The organism is Brevundimonas sp. (assembly GCF_035998205.1).
In the GTDB taxonomy this organism is placed as follows: domain Bacteria; phylum Pseudomonadota; class Alphaproteobacteria; order Caulobacterales; family Caulobacteraceae; genus Brevundimonas.
In genome coordinates this window covers 279,392-298,957 of record NZ_DASYHT010000006.1, presented here as the reverse complement: position 1 = coordinate 298,957, position 19,566 = coordinate 279,392, and the positions used below count along the sequence as shown (strand labels likewise).

At 71.7% G+C, this 19,566-nt stretch carries 18 protein-coding genes and 1 tRNA gene; 5 read left to right on the top strand and 14 right to left on the bottom strand.

Going from position 1 to position 19,566, the window contains the following annotated elements:
- Positions 1–13 precede the first annotated feature (13 nt).
- The 3 genes from VGN74_RS11350 to VGN74_RS11340 form a co-directional block, all read right to left on the bottom strand.
- Entirely contained in the window at positions 14–781 is a 768-nt protein-coding gene (locus tag VGN74_RS11350) for an NYN domain-containing protein (protein ID WP_327448241.1), read from the bottom strand.
- Positions 782–853: 72 nt separating this feature from the next.
- Positions 854–2,614 carry an arginine--tRNA ligase gene (gene argS / locus VGN74_RS11345; RefSeq protein WP_327448239.1) on the bottom strand — a complete coding sequence of 587 codons (1,761 nt, stop codon included), beginning with the start codon at positions 2,612–2,614 and terminating at the stop codon, positions 854–856.
- A complete protein-coding gene (locus tag VGN74_RS11340; protein WP_327448237.1) occupies positions 2,611–3,270 on the bottom strand; it encodes a Tat pathway signal sequence domain protein in 660 nt (219 codons plus the stop codon). Before VGN74_RS11340 ends, argS begins: the two co-directional genes overlap by 4 nt.
- Positions 3,271–3,411: 141 nt before the next feature.
- On the opposite strand from VGN74_RS11340, the gene ispH reads away from it, so the two are divergent.
- Both ispH and VGN74_RS11330 read left to right on the top strand, forming a co-directional pair.
- Complete coding sequence (gene ispH, locus VGN74_RS11335) at positions 3,412–4,371, top strand: 4-hydroxy-3-methylbut-2-enyl diphosphate reductase (protein WP_327448235.1); 960 nt, start codon at positions 3,412–3,414, stop codon at positions 4,369–4,371.
- Positions 4,372–4,384: 13 nt separating this feature from the next.
- Positions 4,385–5,116, top strand: coding sequence for an FkbM family methyltransferase (locus tag VGN74_RS11330; RefSeq protein ID WP_327448233.1), 732 nt, complete (start codon positions 4,385–4,387; stop codon positions 5,114–5,116).
- Here VGN74_RS11330 and scpB read toward each other — a convergent pair.
- The 5 genes from scpB to VGN74_RS11305 all read right to left on the bottom strand — a co-directional run bounded on the left by scpB (position 5,113) and on the right by VGN74_RS11305 (position 9,694).
- Positions 5,113–5,772 (bottom strand): SMC-Scp complex subunit ScpB, encoded by a 660-nt coding sequence (scpB, locus tag VGN74_RS11325; RefSeq protein ID WP_327448231.1) that lies wholly within the window; start codon positions 5,770–5,772, stop codon positions 5,113–5,115. The two genes, VGN74_RS11330 and scpB, sit on opposite strands and share 4 nt — an antisense overlap.
- Entirely contained in the window at positions 5,769–6,593 is an 825-nt protein-coding gene (locus tag VGN74_RS11320; RefSeq protein WP_327448229.1) for a ScpA family protein, read from the bottom strand. Before VGN74_RS11320 ends, scpB begins: the two co-directional genes overlap by 4 nt.
- The gene (gene nagZ, locus VGN74_RS11315; protein WP_327448227.1) at positions 6,590–7,639 is read right to left on the bottom strand and encodes a beta-N-acetylhexosaminidase; all 1,050 of its coding nucleotides are present in this window, start codon (positions 7,637–7,639) and stop codon (positions 6,590–6,592) included. The genes VGN74_RS11320 and nagZ overlap by 4 nt, the downstream gene beginning before the upstream one ends.
- Positions 7,640–7,643: 4 nt before the next feature.
- Positions 7,644–8,420 (bottom strand): SPOR domain-containing protein, encoded by a 777-nt coding sequence (locus tag VGN74_RS11310; RefSeq protein WP_327448225.1) that lies wholly within the window; start codon positions 8,418–8,420, stop codon positions 7,644–7,646.
- 80 nt (positions 8,421–8,500) lie between these two features.
- On the bottom strand, positions 8,501–9,694 hold the full coding sequence (locus VGN74_RS11305; RefSeq protein WP_327449482.1) for a deoxyguanosinetriphosphate triphosphohydrolase: 1,194 nt from the start codon (positions 9,692–9,694) through the stop codon (positions 8,501–8,503).
- A gap of 140 nt (positions 9,695–9,834) precedes the next feature.
- Between VGN74_RS11305 and VGN74_RS11300 the strand changes: the two genes are divergently transcribed.
- Together VGN74_RS11300 and VGN74_RS11295 are read left to right on the top strand one after the other, a co-directional pair.
- The gene (locus VGN74_RS11300) at positions 9,835–10,152 is read left to right on the top strand and encodes a HesB/IscA family protein (RefSeq protein WP_414643571.1); all 318 of its coding nucleotides are present in this window, start codon (positions 9,835–9,837) and stop codon (positions 10,150–10,152) included.
- Between the two features lie 40 nt (positions 10,153–10,192).
- Complete coding sequence (locus tag VGN74_RS11295) at positions 10,193–11,353, top strand: class I SAM-dependent methyltransferase (RefSeq protein WP_327448221.1); 1,161 nt, start codon at positions 10,193–10,195, stop codon at positions 11,351–11,353.
- 6 nt (positions 11,354–11,359) lie between these two features.
- Here VGN74_RS11295 and msrA read toward each other — a convergent pair whose 3' ends face one another.
- A complete protein-coding gene (gene msrA, locus VGN74_RS11290) occupies positions 11,360–12,010 on the bottom strand; it encodes a peptide-methionine (S)-S-oxide reductase MsrA (RefSeq protein WP_327448219.1) in 651 nt (216 codons plus the stop codon).
- A gap of 118 nt (positions 12,011–12,128) precedes the next feature.
- On the opposite strand from msrA, the gene VGN74_RS11285 reads away from it, so the two are divergent.
- Positions 12,129–12,218: transfer RNA gene (locus VGN74_RS11285), tRNA-Ser, on the top strand.
- Between the two features lie 77 nt (positions 12,219–12,295).
- Here the strand turns inward: VGN74_RS11285 and VGN74_RS11280 are convergent.
- The 5 genes from VGN74_RS11280 to VGN74_RS11260 all read right to left on the bottom strand — a co-directional run bounded on the left by VGN74_RS11280 (position 12,296) and on the right by VGN74_RS11260 (position 19,561).
- Positions 12,296–12,697 (bottom strand): cytochrome c, encoded by a 402-nt coding sequence (locus tag VGN74_RS11280; RefSeq protein WP_327448217.1) that lies wholly within the window; start codon positions 12,695–12,697, stop codon positions 12,296–12,298.
- Entirely contained in the window at positions 12,694–13,149 is a 456-nt protein-coding gene (locus VGN74_RS11275) for a host attachment protein (protein WP_327448215.1), read from the bottom strand. The genes VGN74_RS11280 and VGN74_RS11275 overlap by 4 nt, the downstream gene beginning before the upstream one ends.
- Before the next feature lie 45 nt (positions 13,150–13,194).
- Positions 13,195–15,180 (bottom strand): sialate O-acetylesterase, encoded by a 1,986-nt coding sequence (locus VGN74_RS11270; RefSeq protein WP_327448213.1) that lies wholly within the window; start codon positions 15,178–15,180, stop codon positions 13,195–13,197.
- A gap of 5 nt (positions 15,181–15,185) precedes the next feature.
- Positions 15,186–16,331, bottom strand: a complete 1,146-nt coding sequence (locus tag VGN74_RS11265; RefSeq protein ID WP_327448211.1) for an endo-1,4-beta-xylanase — start codon at positions 16,329–16,331, stop codon at positions 15,186–15,188.
- Between the two features lie 71 nt (positions 16,332–16,402).
- The gene (locus tag VGN74_RS11260) at positions 16,403–19,561 is read right to left on the bottom strand and encodes a TonB-dependent receptor (protein WP_327448208.1); all 3,159 of its coding nucleotides are present in this window, start codon (positions 19,559–19,561) and stop codon (positions 16,403–16,405) included.
- Positions 19,562–19,566 lie beyond the last annotated feature (5 nt).

Sequence of the window (19,566 nt, the reverse complement as noted above, 5' to 3'; positions counted from 1 at the left end):
CGCCGCCTTCGCGTCAGGGGTTGGACACCACCAGCCGCAGCCGCGAGCGCCGCGCCTCGTCGCTGGTCACCGGCGGCGGCCGCGGCGGCTCGGGATCGCGCGCGCGCCAGGCGTCCGGCCGTTCCAGCCAGCCATAGGGGCTCTTCACCCGCTCCGGCAGCGGCGACCGGGCGACCAGGTCCGGCCCCGCCTCGGTGCGGGCATGACAATAGGCCAGCACCTGACGGTTATGCCCCCGCCCCGGCGGCGCCACGCTGACCAGCCGCTTGCGGGGATAGGACTCCTGCAGGAAGCGCGCGGTCGCCGCATGGTCCCCGTCCGTGGTCAGCAGATAGGCCACGTCGAACCGGTCGGCGGCGGCGTCCGCCGCCAGCGCCAGCGCCAGATTCACGTCGCTCTGCTTCTCCGTGGCCTGCATCCAGCTGTGGCCGCAGGCGCGGCAGTGGTCGCCGTGGATGACGAAGTGGCCCATCAGGCAGCGCACACCCGAGGCCCGCAGCGCCAGCTCATAGGTGGCCAGGGCCGACATCCGGTCCTCGCGCTGCGGCCGGTGCGCCGCCACCCAGGTGACCCCGGCCAGCCGCTCGCCGCGCGGCAGCAGGCCCCGGCCGAGCGCCTTCAGATCCAGCCACAGCAACTCGGGCCGCCCCAGATCAAGCAGGGCGTGATGCAGGTTGAAGCCGTCCACATAGAAGCGCGCGCGACGACGGAACAGCGGCAGACCCGCGCCCCCCGCGCGCACCTCCGGCGTCTCCAGCGTTCCCCTGCCCGTGCGCGCCATTGCGGCGTCCCGTCCCGTGGCTCCCCGGCAAAGGTTAACCCCCGGCGGGCCGCCGAGTCTGTGGCCGAAACGCTACATCCGTTCGGGCGTCGCGATCCCCAGCAGGTCCAGGGCGGTCTCCAGCTGGTCCAGCGCCGCCCGCGACAGCGCCAGCCGCGAGGCCCGCGTCTCCGCATCGGGAGCGGCCATCACCGGGCAGGCGGCGTAGAACTTCGAGAAGCTCTGGGCCAGGCGGAAGGCATGCTCGGCGATCAGGTGCGGGCCGCGGCGCTCATAGGCGTCCTCGACCGTCTGGGCGAAGGCGTCCAGCGTCAGGGCCAGATCGCGCTCGGCCGGCGCGGCGATACGGATGTCCCCTGCGGTCGCGCCTTCGGTCGCCGCGCGGCGCAGCAGGCTCTTGATGCGCACCGACTGGTACAGCAGGTACGGCCCGGTCTTGCCCTCGAACGAGGTGAAGCGGTCCAGGTCGAAGACGTAGCTGGTCGTGCGGTTGTTCGACAGGTCGGCGAACTTCAGGGCCGCCACCGCCACCTTGCGGGCGATGTCCTCGAACTCCTCCGGCGGCAGGTCCCCGCCCAGCTCCGCCTCACGGAGCCGCTCGCGCGCCTTGTCGGTCGCCTGGCTGATCAGGTCGTGCAGCTTCAGCACCCCGCCGGCGCGGGTCTTGAACGGCTTGCCGTCGGCCCCGTTCATGGTGCCGTTGGCGATGTGCTCCAGCTGGTCCGCCGTGGCGTAGCCGGCCTTGCAGGCCGCGCGGAACACCTGGGCGAAGTGGTCGCCCTGGCGCTGGTCGACGCAGTAGAGCGCCAGCTCGAAGTCCTGCTCGCGACGGCGCTGCAGGATCGTCGCCAGATCGGTGGTGCCGTACATGGCCGAGCCTTCCGACGACACCAGCAGCAGCGGCGGCAGCTCGCGCTTGTCGCCCTCCTCGACCACGCGGATGATCCAGGCGCCCTGGTCCAGCTCGGCCAGCCCGCGGGCCTTGAGCTCCGCGACCATGTCCGGGATCAGGGGATCGGCGTCCGACTCCCCGTTCCACAGGTCAAAGGTCACGCCCAGCGCCGAGAACTCGCGCTCCAGCGCCGCGCGGCTGACCGCCACGAAGTGCGCCCACAGCGCCCGGTAGCCCGGCCGCCCGGCCTGCAGCTCCGCCGTTGCCTTGCGGGCGCGGTCACGGAACTCCGGCTCGGCCTTGGCCCGCGCCGCGGCGGCCGGATACAGCCGCTCCAGATCCTCCAGCGTCACCGGGCTCGCGTCCGGGAACGGCCCGTCGCCCTCGGCCATGAAGGCCGCGGCCAGCCCCTCGTCGGCGCAGGCGACGATCAGCAGGCCCATCTGGAAGCCCCAGTCGCCGAAGTGGGCGTCGCCCCACACCGTGTCGCCACGGAAGCGGAACAGGCGCTTCAGGCTCTCGCCGATGATCGAGCTGCGCAGATGGCCGACGTGCATCGGCTTGGCCACGTTCGGCCCGGCGTAGTCGATCACCACCCGCCGCGGCGCGGCCACGGCGCTGGCGCCCCGCATCGCTTCGGTCGCCGTCTCGGTCGCCCGCGCCGCCAGCGCCGCCGGCGAGGCGGTCAGGTTCAGGAAGCCCGGCCCGGCCACCTCGACGCGCTCCAGCGCCGCCTCGCCCGCCAGCCGCTCGGCCACCCGGGTCGCCAGCTCGCGCGGATTGGCCTTCAGCGCCTTGGCGGCGGCCAGCGCGGCGTTCGACTGGAAGTCGGCCAGGTCAGGCCGGTCCGACGGCGTCACCTTGACCAGGTCGGCGGGCACGCCTTCGGCGGCGAAGGCGGCGACGACCGCTTCGCGAAGTCGGGAAGCCAGATCGGTCATTGGGCGCCGGCGACCCCCGCCTGCGGCCGGAAGCGGCTGCCGGAGCGGTTGAACTCGGCCATCTCCGGCGTCACGTCGAAGCCGACGAGAATCTCGAAATTGGCGCCCGAGGTCGAGGCTTCGGCGCGCGGGATCACCACCCGCTGCTGCTGCTCGACCTGCGCCGTCCGCTGACCGTCAAAGTCGACGGGCAGGTCGAAATACTCCTTCGACAGCACGGCGCGGTTCCGCTCGGTCACCGCCACCCAGTAACGATAGGTGCGGCCCTCGCCCTCGGCCTGCGGCCCGCGGCCCAGGCTGAACAGCACATTGAAGTCCACCGTGATCGGCTCGTCGCCCTGGTAGGCGCAGCCCGAGGTCACGCCCTCGATCTCACCGGTATAGCCGACCGCCGAGGCGCTCGCCTGCCCGCCTTCCAGCTCCACATACCGCGCAGCGTCGTAGAGGACCTTCACGAACGGGCACGGGCCGGCGTTGGGCTGGCGGCGCAGGGGCGCCGGGCCCCGCGGACGCTGGCGCTGCTGCTGCTCGCCGTCGGCCTGCTGACGCTCCGACCGGTCGCGATCCTGGCGGTCGCGCGACTGGGCCTGCGCCGCATCCGGCGCAGCCACGCCCGCGAGGAACAGCGCGGAGAGAAGGAACGCGACACGGCGCATGTGGGAATCCCGGGCAGACGAAGGAACGCCCCGCGGAGGGGGCGAAGGACGCTTGCGCCTGATAGCGGCTAAAGCGAGGCGCGGCAAACGGAGGCGCGTCGCCCCGTAGCGGGCCGGCCGCGATGCGACTAGGGTGGGCGCATGTCCGCCGAACCCCTCCCCCGTCCGGCCCTCAGCATTCGCATGGCGACGCCGCGCGGCTTCTGCGCCGGCGTCGACCGGGCCATCCAGATCGTCGAGCGCGCCCTCGAGCGCTTCGGGGCCCCGGTCTACGTCCGCCACGAGATCGTCCACAACAAGCATGTGGTCGAGCGGCTGCGCAGCCTCGGCGCCGTCTTCGTCAAGGAGCTGGACGAGTGCCCCGACGACCGGCCGGTGGTGTTCTCGGCCCACGGCGTGCCCAAGTCCGTCCCGGCGGCGGCGAAGGCGCGGAACCTGTTCTTCCTCGACGCCACCTGTCCGCTGGTCTCCAAGGTCCACGTCGAGGCCGAGCGCCACCATGCCGCCGGTCGCCACATCCTGCTGATCGGCCATGCCGGCCATCCCGAGGTGGTCGGCACCATGGGCCAGCTGCCCGCCGGCGCCGTGTCGTTGATCGAGACCGTCGAGGACGCCGAGACCTTCCAGCGCCCGGGTGACACGCCGCTGGCCTACGCTACCCAGACCACCCTCTCGCTGGATGATACGGCCGAGATCATCGCCGCGCTCAAGGCCCGCTTCCCGGAGCTGCCCGACCCGCACAAGGAAGACATCTGTTACGCCACCACCAACCGCCAGGAGGCGGTCAAGCGGCTCGCCGAGGCGGCGGACCTGGTGCTGGTGGTCGGCTCGCCCAACTCCTCCAACTCGGCGCGTCTGGTCGAGGTGGCGATGAAGGCCGGGGCCCGCGACGCCCGCCTCATCGATGACGCCTCCCACATCGACTGGGCCTGGCTGGAGGGCGTGCGCCACCTCGGCCTGACCGCCGGCGCCTCGGCCCCGGAGAGCCTCGTCCAGGGCGTGATCGACGCCCTCGCCGCCCGCTTCGACGTTACGGTCGAAGACGACGGCGGCGCGCGCGAGACCGTCACCTTCAAGCTTCCCCGCGCCCTCACCGGCTGATGGCGCCAGGGCCATGCGGGCGAGCTTCACTGACATCATCGCGATCCTTCAGGCCGTTCGCGACACGGCGCGCAAGCCGCACGACAACGCCGGCCTCGACTTCCTGACCGCCTGCATGACCGGGGCCATGCGCAGCCGGGCCCAGTTCTTCCAGGACCTCTGGGTCCTGTTCGAGCTCGGCGAACGCCGCGACGGCTATTTCGTCGAGTTCGGGGCGGCCGACGGGGTTCACTGCTCCAACAGCTGGCTGTTCGAGAACGAGCTGGGCTGGCGCGGCATCCTCGCGGAGCCGGCGCGCGGCTGGCACGCCGCCCTGCACCGCAACCGCCGCTGCCACATCGACACCCGCTGCGTCTGGTCCCGGACGGGCGAAACCCTGATGTTCAACGAGCCCGTCATGACGCTGCACGCGACCATCGACGCCTTCAGCGACCACGACGGCCTCGCCGCCACACGCGTCGACGGTCAGCGCTACGAGGTCGAGACCGTGTCGCTCAACGACCTGCTCACCCACTGGCAGGCCCCGGCGCGCATCGACTACCTGTCCCTCGATACCGAGGGCTCCGAGCTCGCCATCCTCGAGGCATTCGACTTCGACCGGTGGGATGTCCGGTGCATCTCCGTCGAACACAACAACACGCCTCAGCGGGCGCAGCTCCGCGACCTGCTGGCCGGCAAGGGCTACATCAACCGCTTCCCCGCCCTGTCAAACGTGGACGACTGGTACATCAAGCCGGGGACCTAGCTCTCCCGCAGGAAGTCCTGCGCGAATTCCGGGATCTCGTCCCCGTCCGCCGGGTCCTCGTCCTCGCCCCCCGGCTGGCCCGGGTCCGGCAGCTCGAAGCCGGCCGGCACATTCATGTCCAGCAGACCGGCGGCCTTCATCTCGGCCAGCCCCGGCAGATCGGCGAGGCTCCCGAGGCCGAACTGCTCGAGGAACCTGTCCGCCGTGCCATAGGTCACTGGGCGGCCCGGAGAGCGCCGCCGGCCGCGCAGGCGCACGAAGCCCATTTCCAGCAGCTGGTCGAGGGTGCCCTTGGACATCGACACGCCGCGCACGCTCTCGATCTCGGCCCGCGTCACCGGCTGGTGATAGGCGATGATCGCCAGCGTCTCGAGCGCCGCCCGCGACAGCCGCCGCGGCTCCTCGCGCTCCTCGGTCATCAGGAAGCCGAGGTCGGGCGCCGTCCGGAAGCGCCAGCGATCCGCAACGCACTCCAGCTCGACCCCCCGCCCCTGATAGCGCGCCCGCAGTCCGGCGATGGCCCGGCCGACATCGACGCCCTCCGGCAGCCGGGCCGCCAGATCGGCCGCTGACAGAGGACCGGCGGCGGCGAACAGCAGGGCCTCCACCCGCCGCTCGATCTCCGCCTCGTCCGGCTGGAACCCGAGGTCGCTCACGGCGTCAGCTCCAGCGGCTGGCCGATCGCGCGACGACGCAGGTACAGCGGCTCGAACGGTCCCGACTGGCGCACGTCCAGCGCCCCTTCCTTGACCAGCTCCAGACCCGCCGACAGCGTCGAGGCCAGACAGCTGGCCCGGCTCGGATCGCCCTCGGCCGTCCCCGGCTCCGGCGCCGCCTGTTCGAGGGTGGTCCAGGTCGACAGGCGCGGCATGATCTCGCGCAGCCAGTCGCGCGCCGCCTCCAGCGGGAAGGCCTCGATGCGCTGGCCCGGATTGTACTGCCGCCCCGCCACCTTGCGGCGCTGCTCCACATAGGCCGCCATCAGCTCATAGAGGCCGGCGTCGATCCGGTCGGACGGCACGATCACCCGCGCTTCCGGGTCGCCGCGGGTGAAGACGTCGCGCTTCAGCTGCGGCCGTTCCATCAGCCGGTCTGCCGCCTGGCGCATGGCCTCCAGCTTGCGCAGGCGGAAGGCCAGCGCCGCCGCCATCTGCTGCGCGTCCGGCTCCTCCGGCCGCCCCTTCTCGGTGCGCGGCAGCAGCAGGCGCGACTTCAGGAAGGCCAGCCACGAGGCCATCACCAGATAGTCGGCGGCGAGGGCGAAGTTGCGCCGCCGCGCTTCGTGCACAAAGGCCAGATACTGCTCCGCCAGCCGCGTGATCGACAGCTTCAGCAGGTCGACCTTCTGGTTCCGCGCGAGCGCCAGCAGCACATGCAGCGGGCCCTCATAGCCCTCCAGATCGACGACGAAGGCGTCCCGGGCGTCGATCTCCTCGGCCGCGGTGAAATCAAGGCTGGGCTGGAAGGCCGCCTTCACGCCTGGGCCTCCCCGACATCAGGCCCCTTCGCCGCGTCCAGCCGGCCGGCCAGCAGGGCGTCGAACCGCGCACGGGCAGCTTCGAGGTCCAGCGGCTCGGGCGACCGGACAATGCGGGCCAGCGCCGCCCCGGCGCGCCGGGCCGCCCCGCCCCGGAGCGGACCGACGCCCCTTGCCACCTGCCGCATCTCGTCGAGATCCCCGGTCCAGTGGATGACCAGATCACACCCGGCCTTCAGGGACGCCGTCGCCCGCTCGGTCAGGGTCCCGGACAGGGCGTTCATGCACAGGTCGTCGGACAGCAGCAGGCCGCCGAACCCCAGCCGTTCCCGGATCAGCCGGATGGCCTTGCGCGACTGGGTCGCCGGCCGCTTCCGGTCGATGGCGGTGAAGACGATGTGGGCGGTCATCCCGATCGGCATGTCCGACAGGGCGCGGAAGGGGGCGAAATCCCACGCCTCCAGCGTGTCGAGGTCGACCTCGACCGTGGGCAGCTCCTTGTGGCTGTCGGCGAAGGCGCGGCCGTGACCGGGCATGTGCTTGATCACCGGCAGCACACCGCCGGCCAGCAGCCCCTCGGCGGCGGCGCGACCCAGTTGCGCCACCGTCGCCGGATCACGCGCATAGGCGCGGTCGCCGATGATGTCGTGGGCCCCCGGCACCGGCACATCGAGCACCGGCAGGCAATCGACATCGATGCCCACGGCCTTGAGGTCATGAGCCATCAGCCGCCCGCCCAGCCGCGCCAGCTCGCGCGCCGCCAGCGGGTCGTTGGTCGCCTTCAGATAGGCCTCGCCGGGCGGATATTTCGGCCAGTACGGCGGCCCCATCCGCTGCACCCGTCCGCCCTCCTGGTCGATCAGGATCGGCGCATGCCGGCCGACGCTCTCCCGCAGGGCGGCCGTCAGGGCCCGCACCTGGTCCGGGCTGTCCACATTGCGTCGGAACAGGATGAAGCCCCACGGCCGCGCCTCGGCGAAGAAGGCGCGCTCGGCCGGCGTCAGCTCCAGCCCGGCGCAGCCATAGATCGCCGCCGACGCGTCCAAGGCCTCAGCGCACCAGGCAGTCGCGGCCCGCGGCCCGCAGGGCGGCGCAGAAGGCCCGCGCCCGCTCCGGCGACAGACCGGTGAACTGGGTGCGATAGACCGTCTGTCCGTTCGAGCTGGTCACCTCCTGCACGCGCTTGCCGGCGCCGGAAGCGAACTGCGGAAAGCCCGAGGCCACCGCCGCATACTCGCGGTCGGCGATGGCGGTCGAGCCGAAGGCCCCGATCTGCACCGACGCCGATCCGGTCGCCGGCGTCGTCGTCTCGCGCTCGGCCCGGACGAGGGCGTCGGCGATGGGATCCGCCGGGCGCGCCGGAGCCGGGGCCGGGGTCGCCGGAGCCCGGGCGGCGGGCGCCGCCGGAGTCGGCGCCGCGGCGGGAGCCGGCAGGGCCTCGCGCGGCATCGGCTCGGCCGGCGGCGGGGCGAAGGCCACCGCCCCCGGCGCCTGGGCGTCGGCGTAGACGCTGACGCCCGCCTCGGGATCGACCGGCTGGGCGTCGATCGGGGCCTCGACCCGCAGCTCGCCGACCGGTTCGCCCACCGCCGGCGGCGCGTCTTCCGAAGCGCGCAGGCCGGAGCGATAGAACAGCACCACGGCGACGATCAGCGCCAGCAGCACCGCCACGCTGACCATCAGGGTCACCGGCGGCCGGCTCGGCCCCGTGGGCGCGCGCCGCGCGTCATAACCGCGGTTGAACGGCAGGTCGTCGTCGGTCGGCGGCGTATAGGCGCCCCGTCCATGGTCGCGTTCGGACCGGCCGCGAGGATCGTCGTGGGACATGTCAGGCTCACCCGGATCGGCGGGACGGCCGAATCGGCCGCGTTCCGCGACAGTCTAGACGCCCCCGTGCCGCTTTCGAATCACAAGTCGAGGGCGACATCGAGGCTGAACAGGTGCCGGTGCTCCTCGATGGCGTAGCGATCGGTCATCCCGGCCACATAGTCGCACACCAGTCGGGCGCGCCGGTCCGGCGGAACGGCCGCCGCCGCTGCCGCCCACTCGGTCGGCAGCACCGAAGGGTCGGCGAGGAACAGGCTGAACATCTCCCGCAGCAGCCGCCGCGCCTGGCTGCGCGTACGGTTGACCCGGTAGTGCCGGTACATGCGCTCGAACAGGAAGGCGCGCAGCCCGGTCAGTTGCTCCAGCATGCCGCGCGAGAAGGCCACCATCGGCCGGCCCGCCAGCCGCACGGCCTCGGGCCCGTCGATGCGATCCTCCGCCAGCCGCGCCCGCGTCTCGGCCAGCACATCGTCGACCATCGCCCCGATCATCCGCCGCACCGCCTCCAGCCGCACCATGCGGTCATCGAGGCCCGGCCAGTCGCGCCGCACCTCGGCGAGGATCGGCCCGATCAGCGGCAGGCTCGCAAGGTCCGCCAGCGAGAACAGCCCGGCCTGCACGCCGTCGTCGACGTCGTGGTTGTTGTAGGCGATGTCGTCGGCAATCGCCGCCACCTGGGCCTCCATCGAGGCGAAGGTGCCGAGCCGAAGGTCCCAGTCGTCTGCATAGGCGGCGACCGCCGCCCACGCCGGCTCCCCGAGCCGGTCCGTGACCGGCCCGTTGTGCTTGATCACCCCCTCCAGCGTCTCCCGGCTCAGGTTCAGCCCGGGGAAGGCCGGGTAGCGCCGCTCCAGCTCGGTCACCACCCGGAAAGTCTGGACATTGTGGTCGAAGCCGCCGTGCCCGGCCATCAGCAGGTGCAGCTCGTCCTCCCCGGCATGACCAAAGGGCGGATGCCCCAGGTCATGCGCCAGCGCCACCGCCTCGGCGAGGTCCACATCCAGCTTCAGCGCCGCCGCCAGCGACCGGGCGATCTGCGCCACCTCCAGCGAATGGGTCAGTCGGGTCCGGTAGTGGTCCCCTTCATGGGCCACGAAGACCTGGGTCTTCTCCTTCAGCCGGCGGAAGGCGGTCGCATGGATGATGCGGTCGCGGTCGCGGGCGAAGGGCGTGCGGGTGCGGCTCTCCGGCTCCGCATGGCGACGGCCGGCGCTGGCGGCCGGATCGCTGGCCCAGGGGGCGAGGCGACGATCGGAGGACGGGAGGGGAGACAGGCGATCGACGCTCAAGGGGCCGGGGCTTTCCTGCATGCCGGGGCTTTTCCCCCGGCCTTCGCCGCCACATATAATGGGGCGTGAGCGACGCCCCAACCCAAAGCTTCCAGATCGCCGCCCGCGCGGTTCCCGACCACGGCCTGACCCTGGCGGACAGCGCCGCGCGGCGCCTCGCCCGTCTGGCCGAGGCCGAGGGCCGCCCCGTGCTGCTGCGCGTCGCCGTCGATGGCGGCGGCTGCTCCGGCTTCCAGTACCGCTTCGATCTGATCGACGCCCCCGAGGCCGACGACATCGTCGTCCGCCGTGACGGCCAGGCCGCGGCCGTCGACCCGGTCTCCCTGCCCCTGCTTCAGGGCTCGGAAATCGCCTTCGTCGACGAGCTCGTCGGAGCCCAGTTCGTCGTGCGCAATCCCAACGCCGCCTCGTCCTGCGGTTGCGGCGTCAGCTTCTCCATCTGACGGCGCCGGTTTAGGCTCCCGCGACTCCGCGAGGGCCCCGATGACCACACCCGACCCCCAGCGCCAGCTTTTCCTCCGCGGTCTGCGCTGGCTGCGCGACCGGCATCTCAATCTCGCCGAGGAGCAGTTCGACCTGCTTCTGGCCGTGGCCCCGGGACACATGAACGCGCGCCGTCTGAAGGGCGTCGCCGCCATCATGCTTGGCCGGGTGCAGGAGGGGCTGGCGCTCGTCGAGCAGGCCGCGGCCGCCGACCCCGCCCTGCCGGCGATCCATGAGGATCTCGCCGCCGCCCGCGCAGCGGCCGGGGACATGGCCGGGGCCGTCGAGGCCTGGGCGCGGGGCTCTGAAGCCCCCCGGCCCGAGCGGTGGGCCTTCGCCAGCGAACGCAGGAGTCACCGCTGCGAGCTGTTCGAGTACCCCTTCGAGGTCACCATCCGCTACGGCGCCGACCGGCCGCCCCACCCGGAGCTGACCGCCCTGCTGGAGGCCCGCCGGCCGGCGTTTCTCGACCATCTGCGCGAGATGGAGGCCGCGGCGGCCGATTTCGAGGACGTCCCGCGCGTGGCGCCCCTCAATGCCGCCACCCCCATGTGGAACAATGGCTGGTTCCCGCCTCTGGACGCCATGCTGCTCACGCACATGCTCAAGACGCACCGGCCGGCGCGCTTCATCGAGATCGGGTCGGGCTTCTCGACCAAGTTCGCACGGCGCGCCGTCGACCGTTACGATCTGCCGACGCGCCTCATCTCGGTCGACCCCCAGCCCCGCGCGGAGGTCGACGCCCTCTGCGACGAGGTCATCCGCCAGCCGTTGGAAACCGTCGACCAGGCCCTGTTCCAGACGCTGGAGCCCGGCGACATCCTGTTCCTCGACAGCTCCCACCGCGCCTTCCAGGGCTCGGACGTCACCGTCTTCTTCCTTGAGATCCTGCCGCGGCTGAAGCCCGGCGTGATCGTCCATGTGCACGACATCTACCTGCCGGAGGACTACATCTCCGGCCACCTGCACCGCATGTGGAACGAGCAGTACCTGCTGGCCACCGCCCTGCTCTTCGGCGATGCGCTGGAGATCCTGTTTCCCGCCTGGTGGGCCTGTCGCGACCCCGAGGCGGCGGCCCTGGCCCGCGCCACCCTGATGCGCGGGCCGACCGAGGGCCTGAATCTCTATGGCGTGTCCTTCTGGCTGACGAAGCGCCGCTGACGACGCTCAGGCCTCGACGCCGACCCCGATCGGGCAGGTCACGCCGGTGCCGCCGATGCCGCAGTAGCCGCCCGGGTTCTTCGCCAGATAGCCCTGGTGATAGTCCTCGGCGAAATAGTAGGGCCCGGCGTCCACGATCTCGGTCGTGATGGCGCCCCGTCCCGCCGCCGTCAGCGCCGCCTGGTAGGCGTCGCGCGAGGCCTCGGCCTCGGCCCGCTGCCCCGCGTCGAGGACGTAGATCGCCGAGCGATACTGGGTGCCCACATCATTGCCCTGGCGCATGCCCTGGGTCGGATCATGGTTCTCCCAGAAGGCCTTGAGCAGCGCGCCATAGCTGGTCGCCGCCGGGTCGAACACCACCTGCACCACCTCGGCGTGGCCGGTGCGGCCCGAGCAGACCTCCTCATAGGTCGGGTTCGGCGTGATCCCGCCGGCGTAGCCGACCGAGGTCACCCAGACACCCGGCAGCTTCCAGAACACCCGTTCCACACCCCAGAAGCAGCCCATGGCCAGGATCGCCGTCTGGAAGCCCTCCGGGTGCGGCCCTTTCAGCGGGCGGCCGTTGACCACATGGACCTCGTCGGTCTTCAGCGGCGTGGCGCGCCCGGGCAGGGCGGTGTCGGCGGTCGGCAGGGCGTCGGTCATCTTGCTCAGCATGGCGGGTCTCCGGATCGAGCCCGCCATATGGGGGCTCGCCGGCCGTTTGCCGAGAGGGCCGCTTGCCGCGCGGCCCCCGTTGATCTATCTCGCACCCCTTCCCGCCTGCGGTGGGTCCGGACAGGTGGCCGAGTGGTTGAAGGCGCACGCCTGGAACGCGTGTATAGGTGAAAGCCTATCGAGGGTTCGAATCCCTCTCTGTCCGCCATCTGCCTCGGGAAACGCCCCTGCCAGCGCTCCCGGCCTGATCCGCCGAGCCCGGACTGCCGCATTTCGGCGCCCGCCTCAGGACGTCCGGGCGGCCCTCAACGCATTCAGATAGGCGATCAGATCGTCGATCTCGCCGGCGCGGTAATTGAACGGCGGCATGGTGGGATGGGCCGTCACCAGTCCCTCGGCCAGCTGCTCCTCGAGCCGCCCGAGGTCCCGCCGCGCCGCGACGTCGCGCAGCGGCGGGGCCGCATCCATCACGCTGGCGTCGTACAAACCCACGGCGTGACAGCTGGCGCAGGCCGTCCGGGCGATCTGCTCGCCGCGCCAGGCCGCCGCCGCCGCCGCCGCCCCGATCGTCGCAGGCGCGGGCCCCGCGCGTTGCGGCGCAGGGGCGCAGCCCGTCCCCGAGGCCGCCAGGGTCAGCATCGCGACGACAAGGCTGCGTCTCCGGAGCGATCCGGTCGCGGGGCTCATGCGTCCAGCCTCGCGGCGCGCACCGCCTCGCGCAACTGGTCCACGGTCTCGCCGCAACGCTCTGCGGCTTCGGTCGGCCCGAGGCGCTCGAGGGCGGCCGGCGGCAACGCGGCGCGCAGCGTGCCCAGCGCCCGCGGCGGCGCGATCAGGATCACCTCGTCGGGGGCATCGCGGGCGACGAGGCGCCCGATCTGCTCGGCCACAGCCTCAAGAAACCGCGCCTCGGAGCGCGCCTTCGGCGTCGCCGCATCGACGGTGTGGGAACCCGGCCCCACCCGCTGGAACACCCGCCCCCTGGGAGGCGACGCCAGCAGATCGTAGTCGAGGTCCTTCGTCCAGTCCTCGCGCTCCGTGAGGGGCCCGCCGCGGCGACGCTCCTCCAACATCCGAACATGCTCGCCGTCCGCGACGACGACCAGGGCCTTTCCGTCCAGCTGCATGGCGACCTCCATGTCGGGCAGGATGGCGCAAGGGCGCCCCCCGGCCCATGATGCAGATCAAACCGGCGGGTCAGGATCGCCGGACAACTCGCGGAACGGACCGGCGGGCAGCCCGGACTCGTCCTGGAGATTGCACAGGGGATTGTCAGCCCAACAGTAGCGCACGCTGGCGACCGGCTCGCCCGGAGGCGCCGCGATCCGGACCGTGTCGCCCTCGACCACCGCCGTGGCGTAGCGGCAGCGCTCCTCTGCGGCGCACAGCTCCATGCCCAGGACGCTGTCCCCGCCGCGCGTCACGAGCCGGCCCACGACGTCCCCGAACCGGATGTGGATGGCGTCCGCATCCCGCCGGACGCTGAGGGGCCGCGGCCCCGAAGGCGGCGCCGGGTCGCCATAGACGAGGCGGCGCGCGGCCCGGGCGAGACGCCGGCCCAGCTCCTGTTTCTGCGCCGGATGGATGTCCCAGGCGTCCCCGAGGTCGATCGCCACGGCCAGGGCGGCGTGCGGGTCCGCGGCCACCGCGCGGCGCTGGCTCTCGCGGAGCTCGGCCCAGCCCGACGGTCCGGGCGCGGTCGCCGGCGGGCCGAAGTTGGCCAGCTGGACCACGAGGAACGGCAGGTCGGGCGCCGCGAAGCCGCGCCGCCAGTCGGCCATCAGCCCCGTGAGCAGGTCCCGGTAGCGGCGCGCCGCGCCCGTATTGGACTCGCCCTGGTACCAGAGCACCCCGCGCAGCCCGTAGGGCTGCAGCGGCGCGATCATGGCGTTGCCGATGGTCGTCAGCCCGGATGTCGACGACCAGGGCGCCCGCGGCGGCCCCTCGGCGACCGACGCTGTCCGGTAGCGCCAGCCGGCCGGGTCCAGCGGCAGGCGCGTCCCGTCGGCCAGGACAAGCGCGCGCCCCTCGGGCGGGCCGTACAGGCCCCCGACCTCCCAGCTGTCATGGACATTGACCACGAGGGTGTTGCGGCCCGCGCGCAGCGCCCCGCGCGGCAGGGCGTAGAGCCGGTCGCCCGAGCCCGACGCCCCGACCGCCACGCCGTTGACCCAGGTCTGGTCGGCCTCGTCGATCGGGCCGAGCGACAGGGCGACCGCGGCCGCGGCCTGCGCCGCGGTCAGCTCAAGGTCCAGCCGGTACCAGACCATGCCGTTGTAGGCGGCCAGGGCGGGGACGCCCCAGCGCTCCCACGGGACCATGGCCGGGACCGGCGTCCACGGGCCCGCATCGTCGGGCGACCAGGGCGCATCCGGCGCCCGGTCGCGCCACCAGCCCTCCCACTGCCGCCCCCAGGCGGCCTGGGCCCCGGCGGGGTCGGTGGCGAGCCGGGCCAGCACGGCGAGGCGGTCGCCCTCCCCCGCCGCCTCCAGCGCTCCGGCGCTCATCCAGGTCTCGATATTGGACCCGCCCCAGCTGGCGTGGATCAGCCCCATGGGCACGTCGTGGTCGCGACGCAGATCCCGCGCGAAGTGGTAGCAGGCGGCCGAGAAGTCCCCCACGGTGGCCGGTCCCGCAGGCGCCCACGACACGGGCCGGCGCAGCACCGCCTGCGGCGCGGGGTCGAAGTCCTTCGCCACGGTGAGCAGGCGCACGCCGTCATCGGCCGACGCGCCAATCACAGACGGGGCGTTGAGCGTGCGGTTGACCGGCAGCTCCATGTTGGACTGGCCCGAGCACAGCCAGACATCGCCGACGAGCACATTCTCGGCCGTGTCGCCGTGTCCGGCCGCGTCCGAGACCGAAAGCCTGTACGGGCCGCCCGCCGGACTGGCCGGCAGGCGCACCCGCCAGACCCCGTCCGGGCCGGCCGTTGCGGCGAGCCGATGGGGACCGAACGTCACCGTCAGGGGTCGACCGGGGGCGCCTGTGCCCCAGACCGGGACCGGTCGGTCGCGCTGAAGCACCGCATGGTCGCTGAACAGCGCCCCCAGCCGGGGGGCGTCCGGGATGTCCGCGACCTGGCCCGAAGCCGGGCCGGCGGGCCCCAGAAGCGCCGTCAGCGACAGCCCCGCCGCAAGAGCGGTCCACCGGCAGGCGCGCGCGCTCACCGCCGTCAGGCCGTGCGCCGGGGCGTGGCGTCGCGCAGCGCCGCGGCGATCGCCTCGCGCAGCGGCTTGGGCCGATAGTCGGCGTCGTAGGGCGTCGGCCGCTTCGGCAGCCGGTCGTCCCGCAGCCAGCGATCCTGCAGCCAGGTATGCTGGTCCGACAGACCCCAGCACAGGATGTCGCCCATCTGCGGATAGCTCAGCATCAGGTCCAGATAGCGCCGGGCCAGAGCCGCCACGGCGGCGTCCCGGGCCGGAACGTCCGCCGGCAGATTCCGGTCGTGGACGTCGAACTCGGTGATCACCAGATCGTAGCCCATGCCCACCACCTCATCGAGGAAGCGGCGCCAGTTGTCGTCGCGGGCGGTGTCGAAACCGACCGAGTCGTCGGCGTTGCCCGAGCCGATGTGACTCTGAACGCCAAGCGCGTCGCACGGGACTCCCCGCGCCCTGAACCCCTCCAGCAGCCGCAGGACGCCTGCCTGATGGGTCTCGTGGCCGGCTTCCCAGCTCATGTAATCGTTGTAGACCAGCTGGGCGCCGGGCGCCTTCTCGCGCGCCCGGCGGAAGGCGAGATCCATCACCGCCTCCGGACCGCCCATACGCTGCGAGAACGGCGTCACGCGCAGGCTGCCGTCCGCCGGGTCGACCGCCTCATTGATGACGTCCCAGGAATCGATCGCCCCGTAGCGATCGATGATGGCGTCGATGTGCTCCAGCACCAGCCGCTCGACCTCGGCGGCCGGGCGCGCGCCGTAATCGTGCGTGGTGGTCCAGGCCGGAAACCACTGGGGATGATGCCAGATCAGGGTGTGGCCGCGCAGGCCCATGCCACGCTCGGCCGCGAAGCCGGCGATCCGATCGGCCGGACCAAACACGAAGCGGTCCGCCTCGGGGCGCAGCACATACCATTTCAGCTCGTTCTCGTGGACCAGCACGCCGCACTCGCGCTCGAGCAGCTGCCGGTACCGGGCATTGTCGAACGAAGCCGTGAGGGTCCCCGGGGCGCCGGCGCCGACCGCGCTGCCGAAGCGGCGGCCGGAGCGTTGCGCAAGGTCGTGGAGGCTCGGCGCCGCCTGGGCGGCGGAAGCGCCGGCCCAGCCGGCTGCAAGGCTGCCCGCGGCGAGGGCCAGCGACTGTCGACGCGTGATCATGGCGAATCCGGAACTTCGAGAAAGGAGGGCGCGCCGGGAACCGGCGCGCCCTGTCCAGGGGGGAGACAGACTCAGAAGGTCGACCGCAGCACAAGCGTGAACCGGCGATCATTCATGAACCAGGAGCGGGGCGCCCGCAGCAGGTCGTTGTTCAGGACCTGGGTCGTGCGGGTGATCTCGTTGGTCAGGTTGACCGCCTGGATCCCGATCCGGGTGGTGTCATTGATGTTGTAGAAGATCGACCCGTCCAGCTGGCCGGTGTCCTCGTTCATGATGGGCGCGAACGGCACGATGACGTCCCGCGGCGTGATCAGGAACTCGGAGCGCCAGGCGTAGGCCAGACGCGCCGACAGCGGCCCCTTCTCATAGAACACCGCGAGGTTGGCGGTGTGCTCTGACAGGTTCTGGAGCGGCAGCAGGCTGGTGTCGATGTTGGCCACGCGACCGGCCGCCACATCGGGATCGGTGGAGGACAGGGTGCTCTGCGCCACGCCCTCGGAGTCGATGTAGGTGTAGTTCGCCGACATCCCCAGGCCGTCGAAGGGGGCCGGCAGGAAGTCGTAGGTCTGCTGATAGGCGACCTCGAAGCCCTGGATGGTGCCGGTGTCGTCCGAGTTCACCGGGGTGGTGACCACCGCATCGAAGGTCGCGCCGTTATTGGTGAAGGCGAGACGCTCGGTGCCGTTGGTGATGACGTCTTCCAGTTCCTTGTAGAACAGGGACAGCGTCAGCTGGCCGACCTGGGCGAAGTACCATTCGGCCGACAGGTCGATGTTGTTGGCGCTGATCGGCCGCAGGTAGGGGTTGCCCACGGTGAAGCGGCCAGTCGGACGACCGTTGACGATGTCCTGCGCGTTGGTCGACAGGGTGATGTTGTAGAACGCCCGGGTCAGGCCGATGTCCGGCGGCGTGATGGTCCGCGACAGGCCGACGCGGAACTGCAGCCCGTTGCCGACCTCCAGGCGCGCATTGAAGCTGGGCAGCCAGTAATCGAAGTCCGTGTCCGCGGTGAACGGCGTGGTCGTGCCGTCGGCATAGGCCCGCGAGGCGGCCCGCACGTCCGGGGCCAGGGCGCAGAACGGCGACGGCTCCTGTCCGACCGGAACCGGGACGGCGCAGTCCGCCTCGCTCGGGAAGGTGCCGAGATTAAACGCCTGGAAGCCCTGGGCGGCGCGTTCGGTCTTGGTGTAGCGCAGGCCGAGGTTGCCGGTCAGGTTCCAGCCATTGTCGAACTCGTTGCCGAAGCGGACCATGAAGTAGGCGGCGTTGGTCTCTTCCTGGACCGGATTGATCTCCTGCGGCAGGAAGCCGTCCGCGTCAGCGCCGCAGCGCAGGGCCAGCGGCACCCAGTTCTGCTGGCAGCCCGCTCCGTTCAGGCGCGCCCGCCACTCGTCGCCGATGGCCAGCGCATAGTCACGATAGAGGCCATTGTAATTGTCGATCGTGCTCTGGCCGAAGAATAGCCGGGGCTGGTCGCCCGTGGGTACCGGCACCTGACCGCGCATGAAGTTGTCGAAGGTGAACACGCGGTTGAAGTCAGCCGGCACGAAGCCGGGGCCGCCGGGCGCGCCGTCGGCGTTCGGCACGCCGTCGACATTGTCGCTCAGCCACACCGGGCCGTTCTCGCCCCACTGCTCGGTCAGGACGCCCCAGTTGTAGGTGCTGAAGCGGGTGGTCTGGTCGCGCACCGCATGGCGCGCGCCGAACCGCAGCGACCGGATCCAGCCGTCATCGAAGCTGTACTCCCCATCGATGCGAACGGCATCGAGCGTGCCCTCGCTCTTCTCGAGGTGATCCATCGCCGCCCGCGAGAACGAGTTGTAGGGCGACGAGAAGTTTTCGTTGCCGTTGCGATAGTAGCCGGGACACGTCGCCGACGGCGCGCCGACGCAGGGCGTCCCGTCGAGGAACGGCGGCAGGAACGTCACCACCGGAACGTCGCTGCCGCGGATCTCGATGCTGGCGTTCTGGTAGGTGGTGTTCCACAGGCCGGCGTCGAGCACGTCCACGGTCGAGTCGACATGCTGGTAGTCGAAGCTGAGCCCCAGCCGGTCGGTCGGGGTCCAGCGCAGGTTGAAGCCGTAATCGGTCGTTACGGCATTCTGCTCGACGTCCCGCCGGATGTTGTTGCTCTGGAGCCCGTTGATCGGCGTGCGCGGGTCCGGGCCGTTCTGGTCAGCGCGCCAGCCGGTGGTGCCGGTGATGATGCCGCTGGTGAACAGGCCGTCCGGGCCGAAGGTCAGGGTCGTGCCCTGCTGCGCCTGGGAGTCGCCGTTGCTGGTGACGTTGTCGGTGGCGATCTCCATGGCGTGTTCGGTCCAGGCCTGGCTGGAATCCGACCGCAGGAACTGCGCCGTGGCCTGCACGCGCCGATCGTTGCTGCGCCACTGGAAGGCGCCGGCGTAGCCGCGCCGCTCGCGGTCGAACTCCTGCGAGCGGAAGGCCGCGCCGCGCGGGAACCAGACATCCTGCACCGCGGTCGCCCCGCCGGGGTCGACCACATCGCCATTGGAATAGAGGGTTCGCGGGCCATAGTTGGAGATCTGCTGGCCATCCCCGCGCGAGATCAGCTGCGAGTAGACGGCGTTCAGCATCACCCCGAACTCGCCCGCCCCGTTCTCCCAGCGGTCGCTGATCAGGGCCGAGATGGTCGGCGTGACCTCCTTGGCGAAGTCGCCATAGCTGGCCTCGGCCGAGGCGGCGATCAGCCGGCCGGCCGAGTCGAACGGAAGGCGCGTGCGCAGGTTCACGGTGCCGGCGATGCCGCCCTCGATCATGTCGGCGGAGGGGCTCTTGAACACGTCGACGCCGCCCATCAGCTCCGGCGGCACATCGGCGAAACTGAGCGCGCGGCCGTTGTTGGCGGTGAAGGTGTCGCGGCCGTTCAGCTCCGAGCGGACGAAGGTCAGACCGCGCACCACCACGCCCGAGCCCTCGACCGAGAAGTGGTCGGGGTCAACGCCGGCGGCGAAGCGGTCGATGGCGACGCCGGGGACCCGCTGCAAGGCCTCGGTGACGGAGCGATCCGGCAGGGCCCCGATGTCTTCCGAGGTGATCGAGTCAACGAAGACCTCGGCGTTCTGCTTCAGGTCCTGGCTGCTGCGCAGGCTGCCGCGAATGCCGGTGACGACCACTTCCTCGACCTCGGTCGGGTCCTGCGAAGACGGCGGTTCCTGGGCCAGCGCCGGCGTGAAAGCGGCGATGGCGACGAGCGAGACGCTGCTGGCCAAGGCCC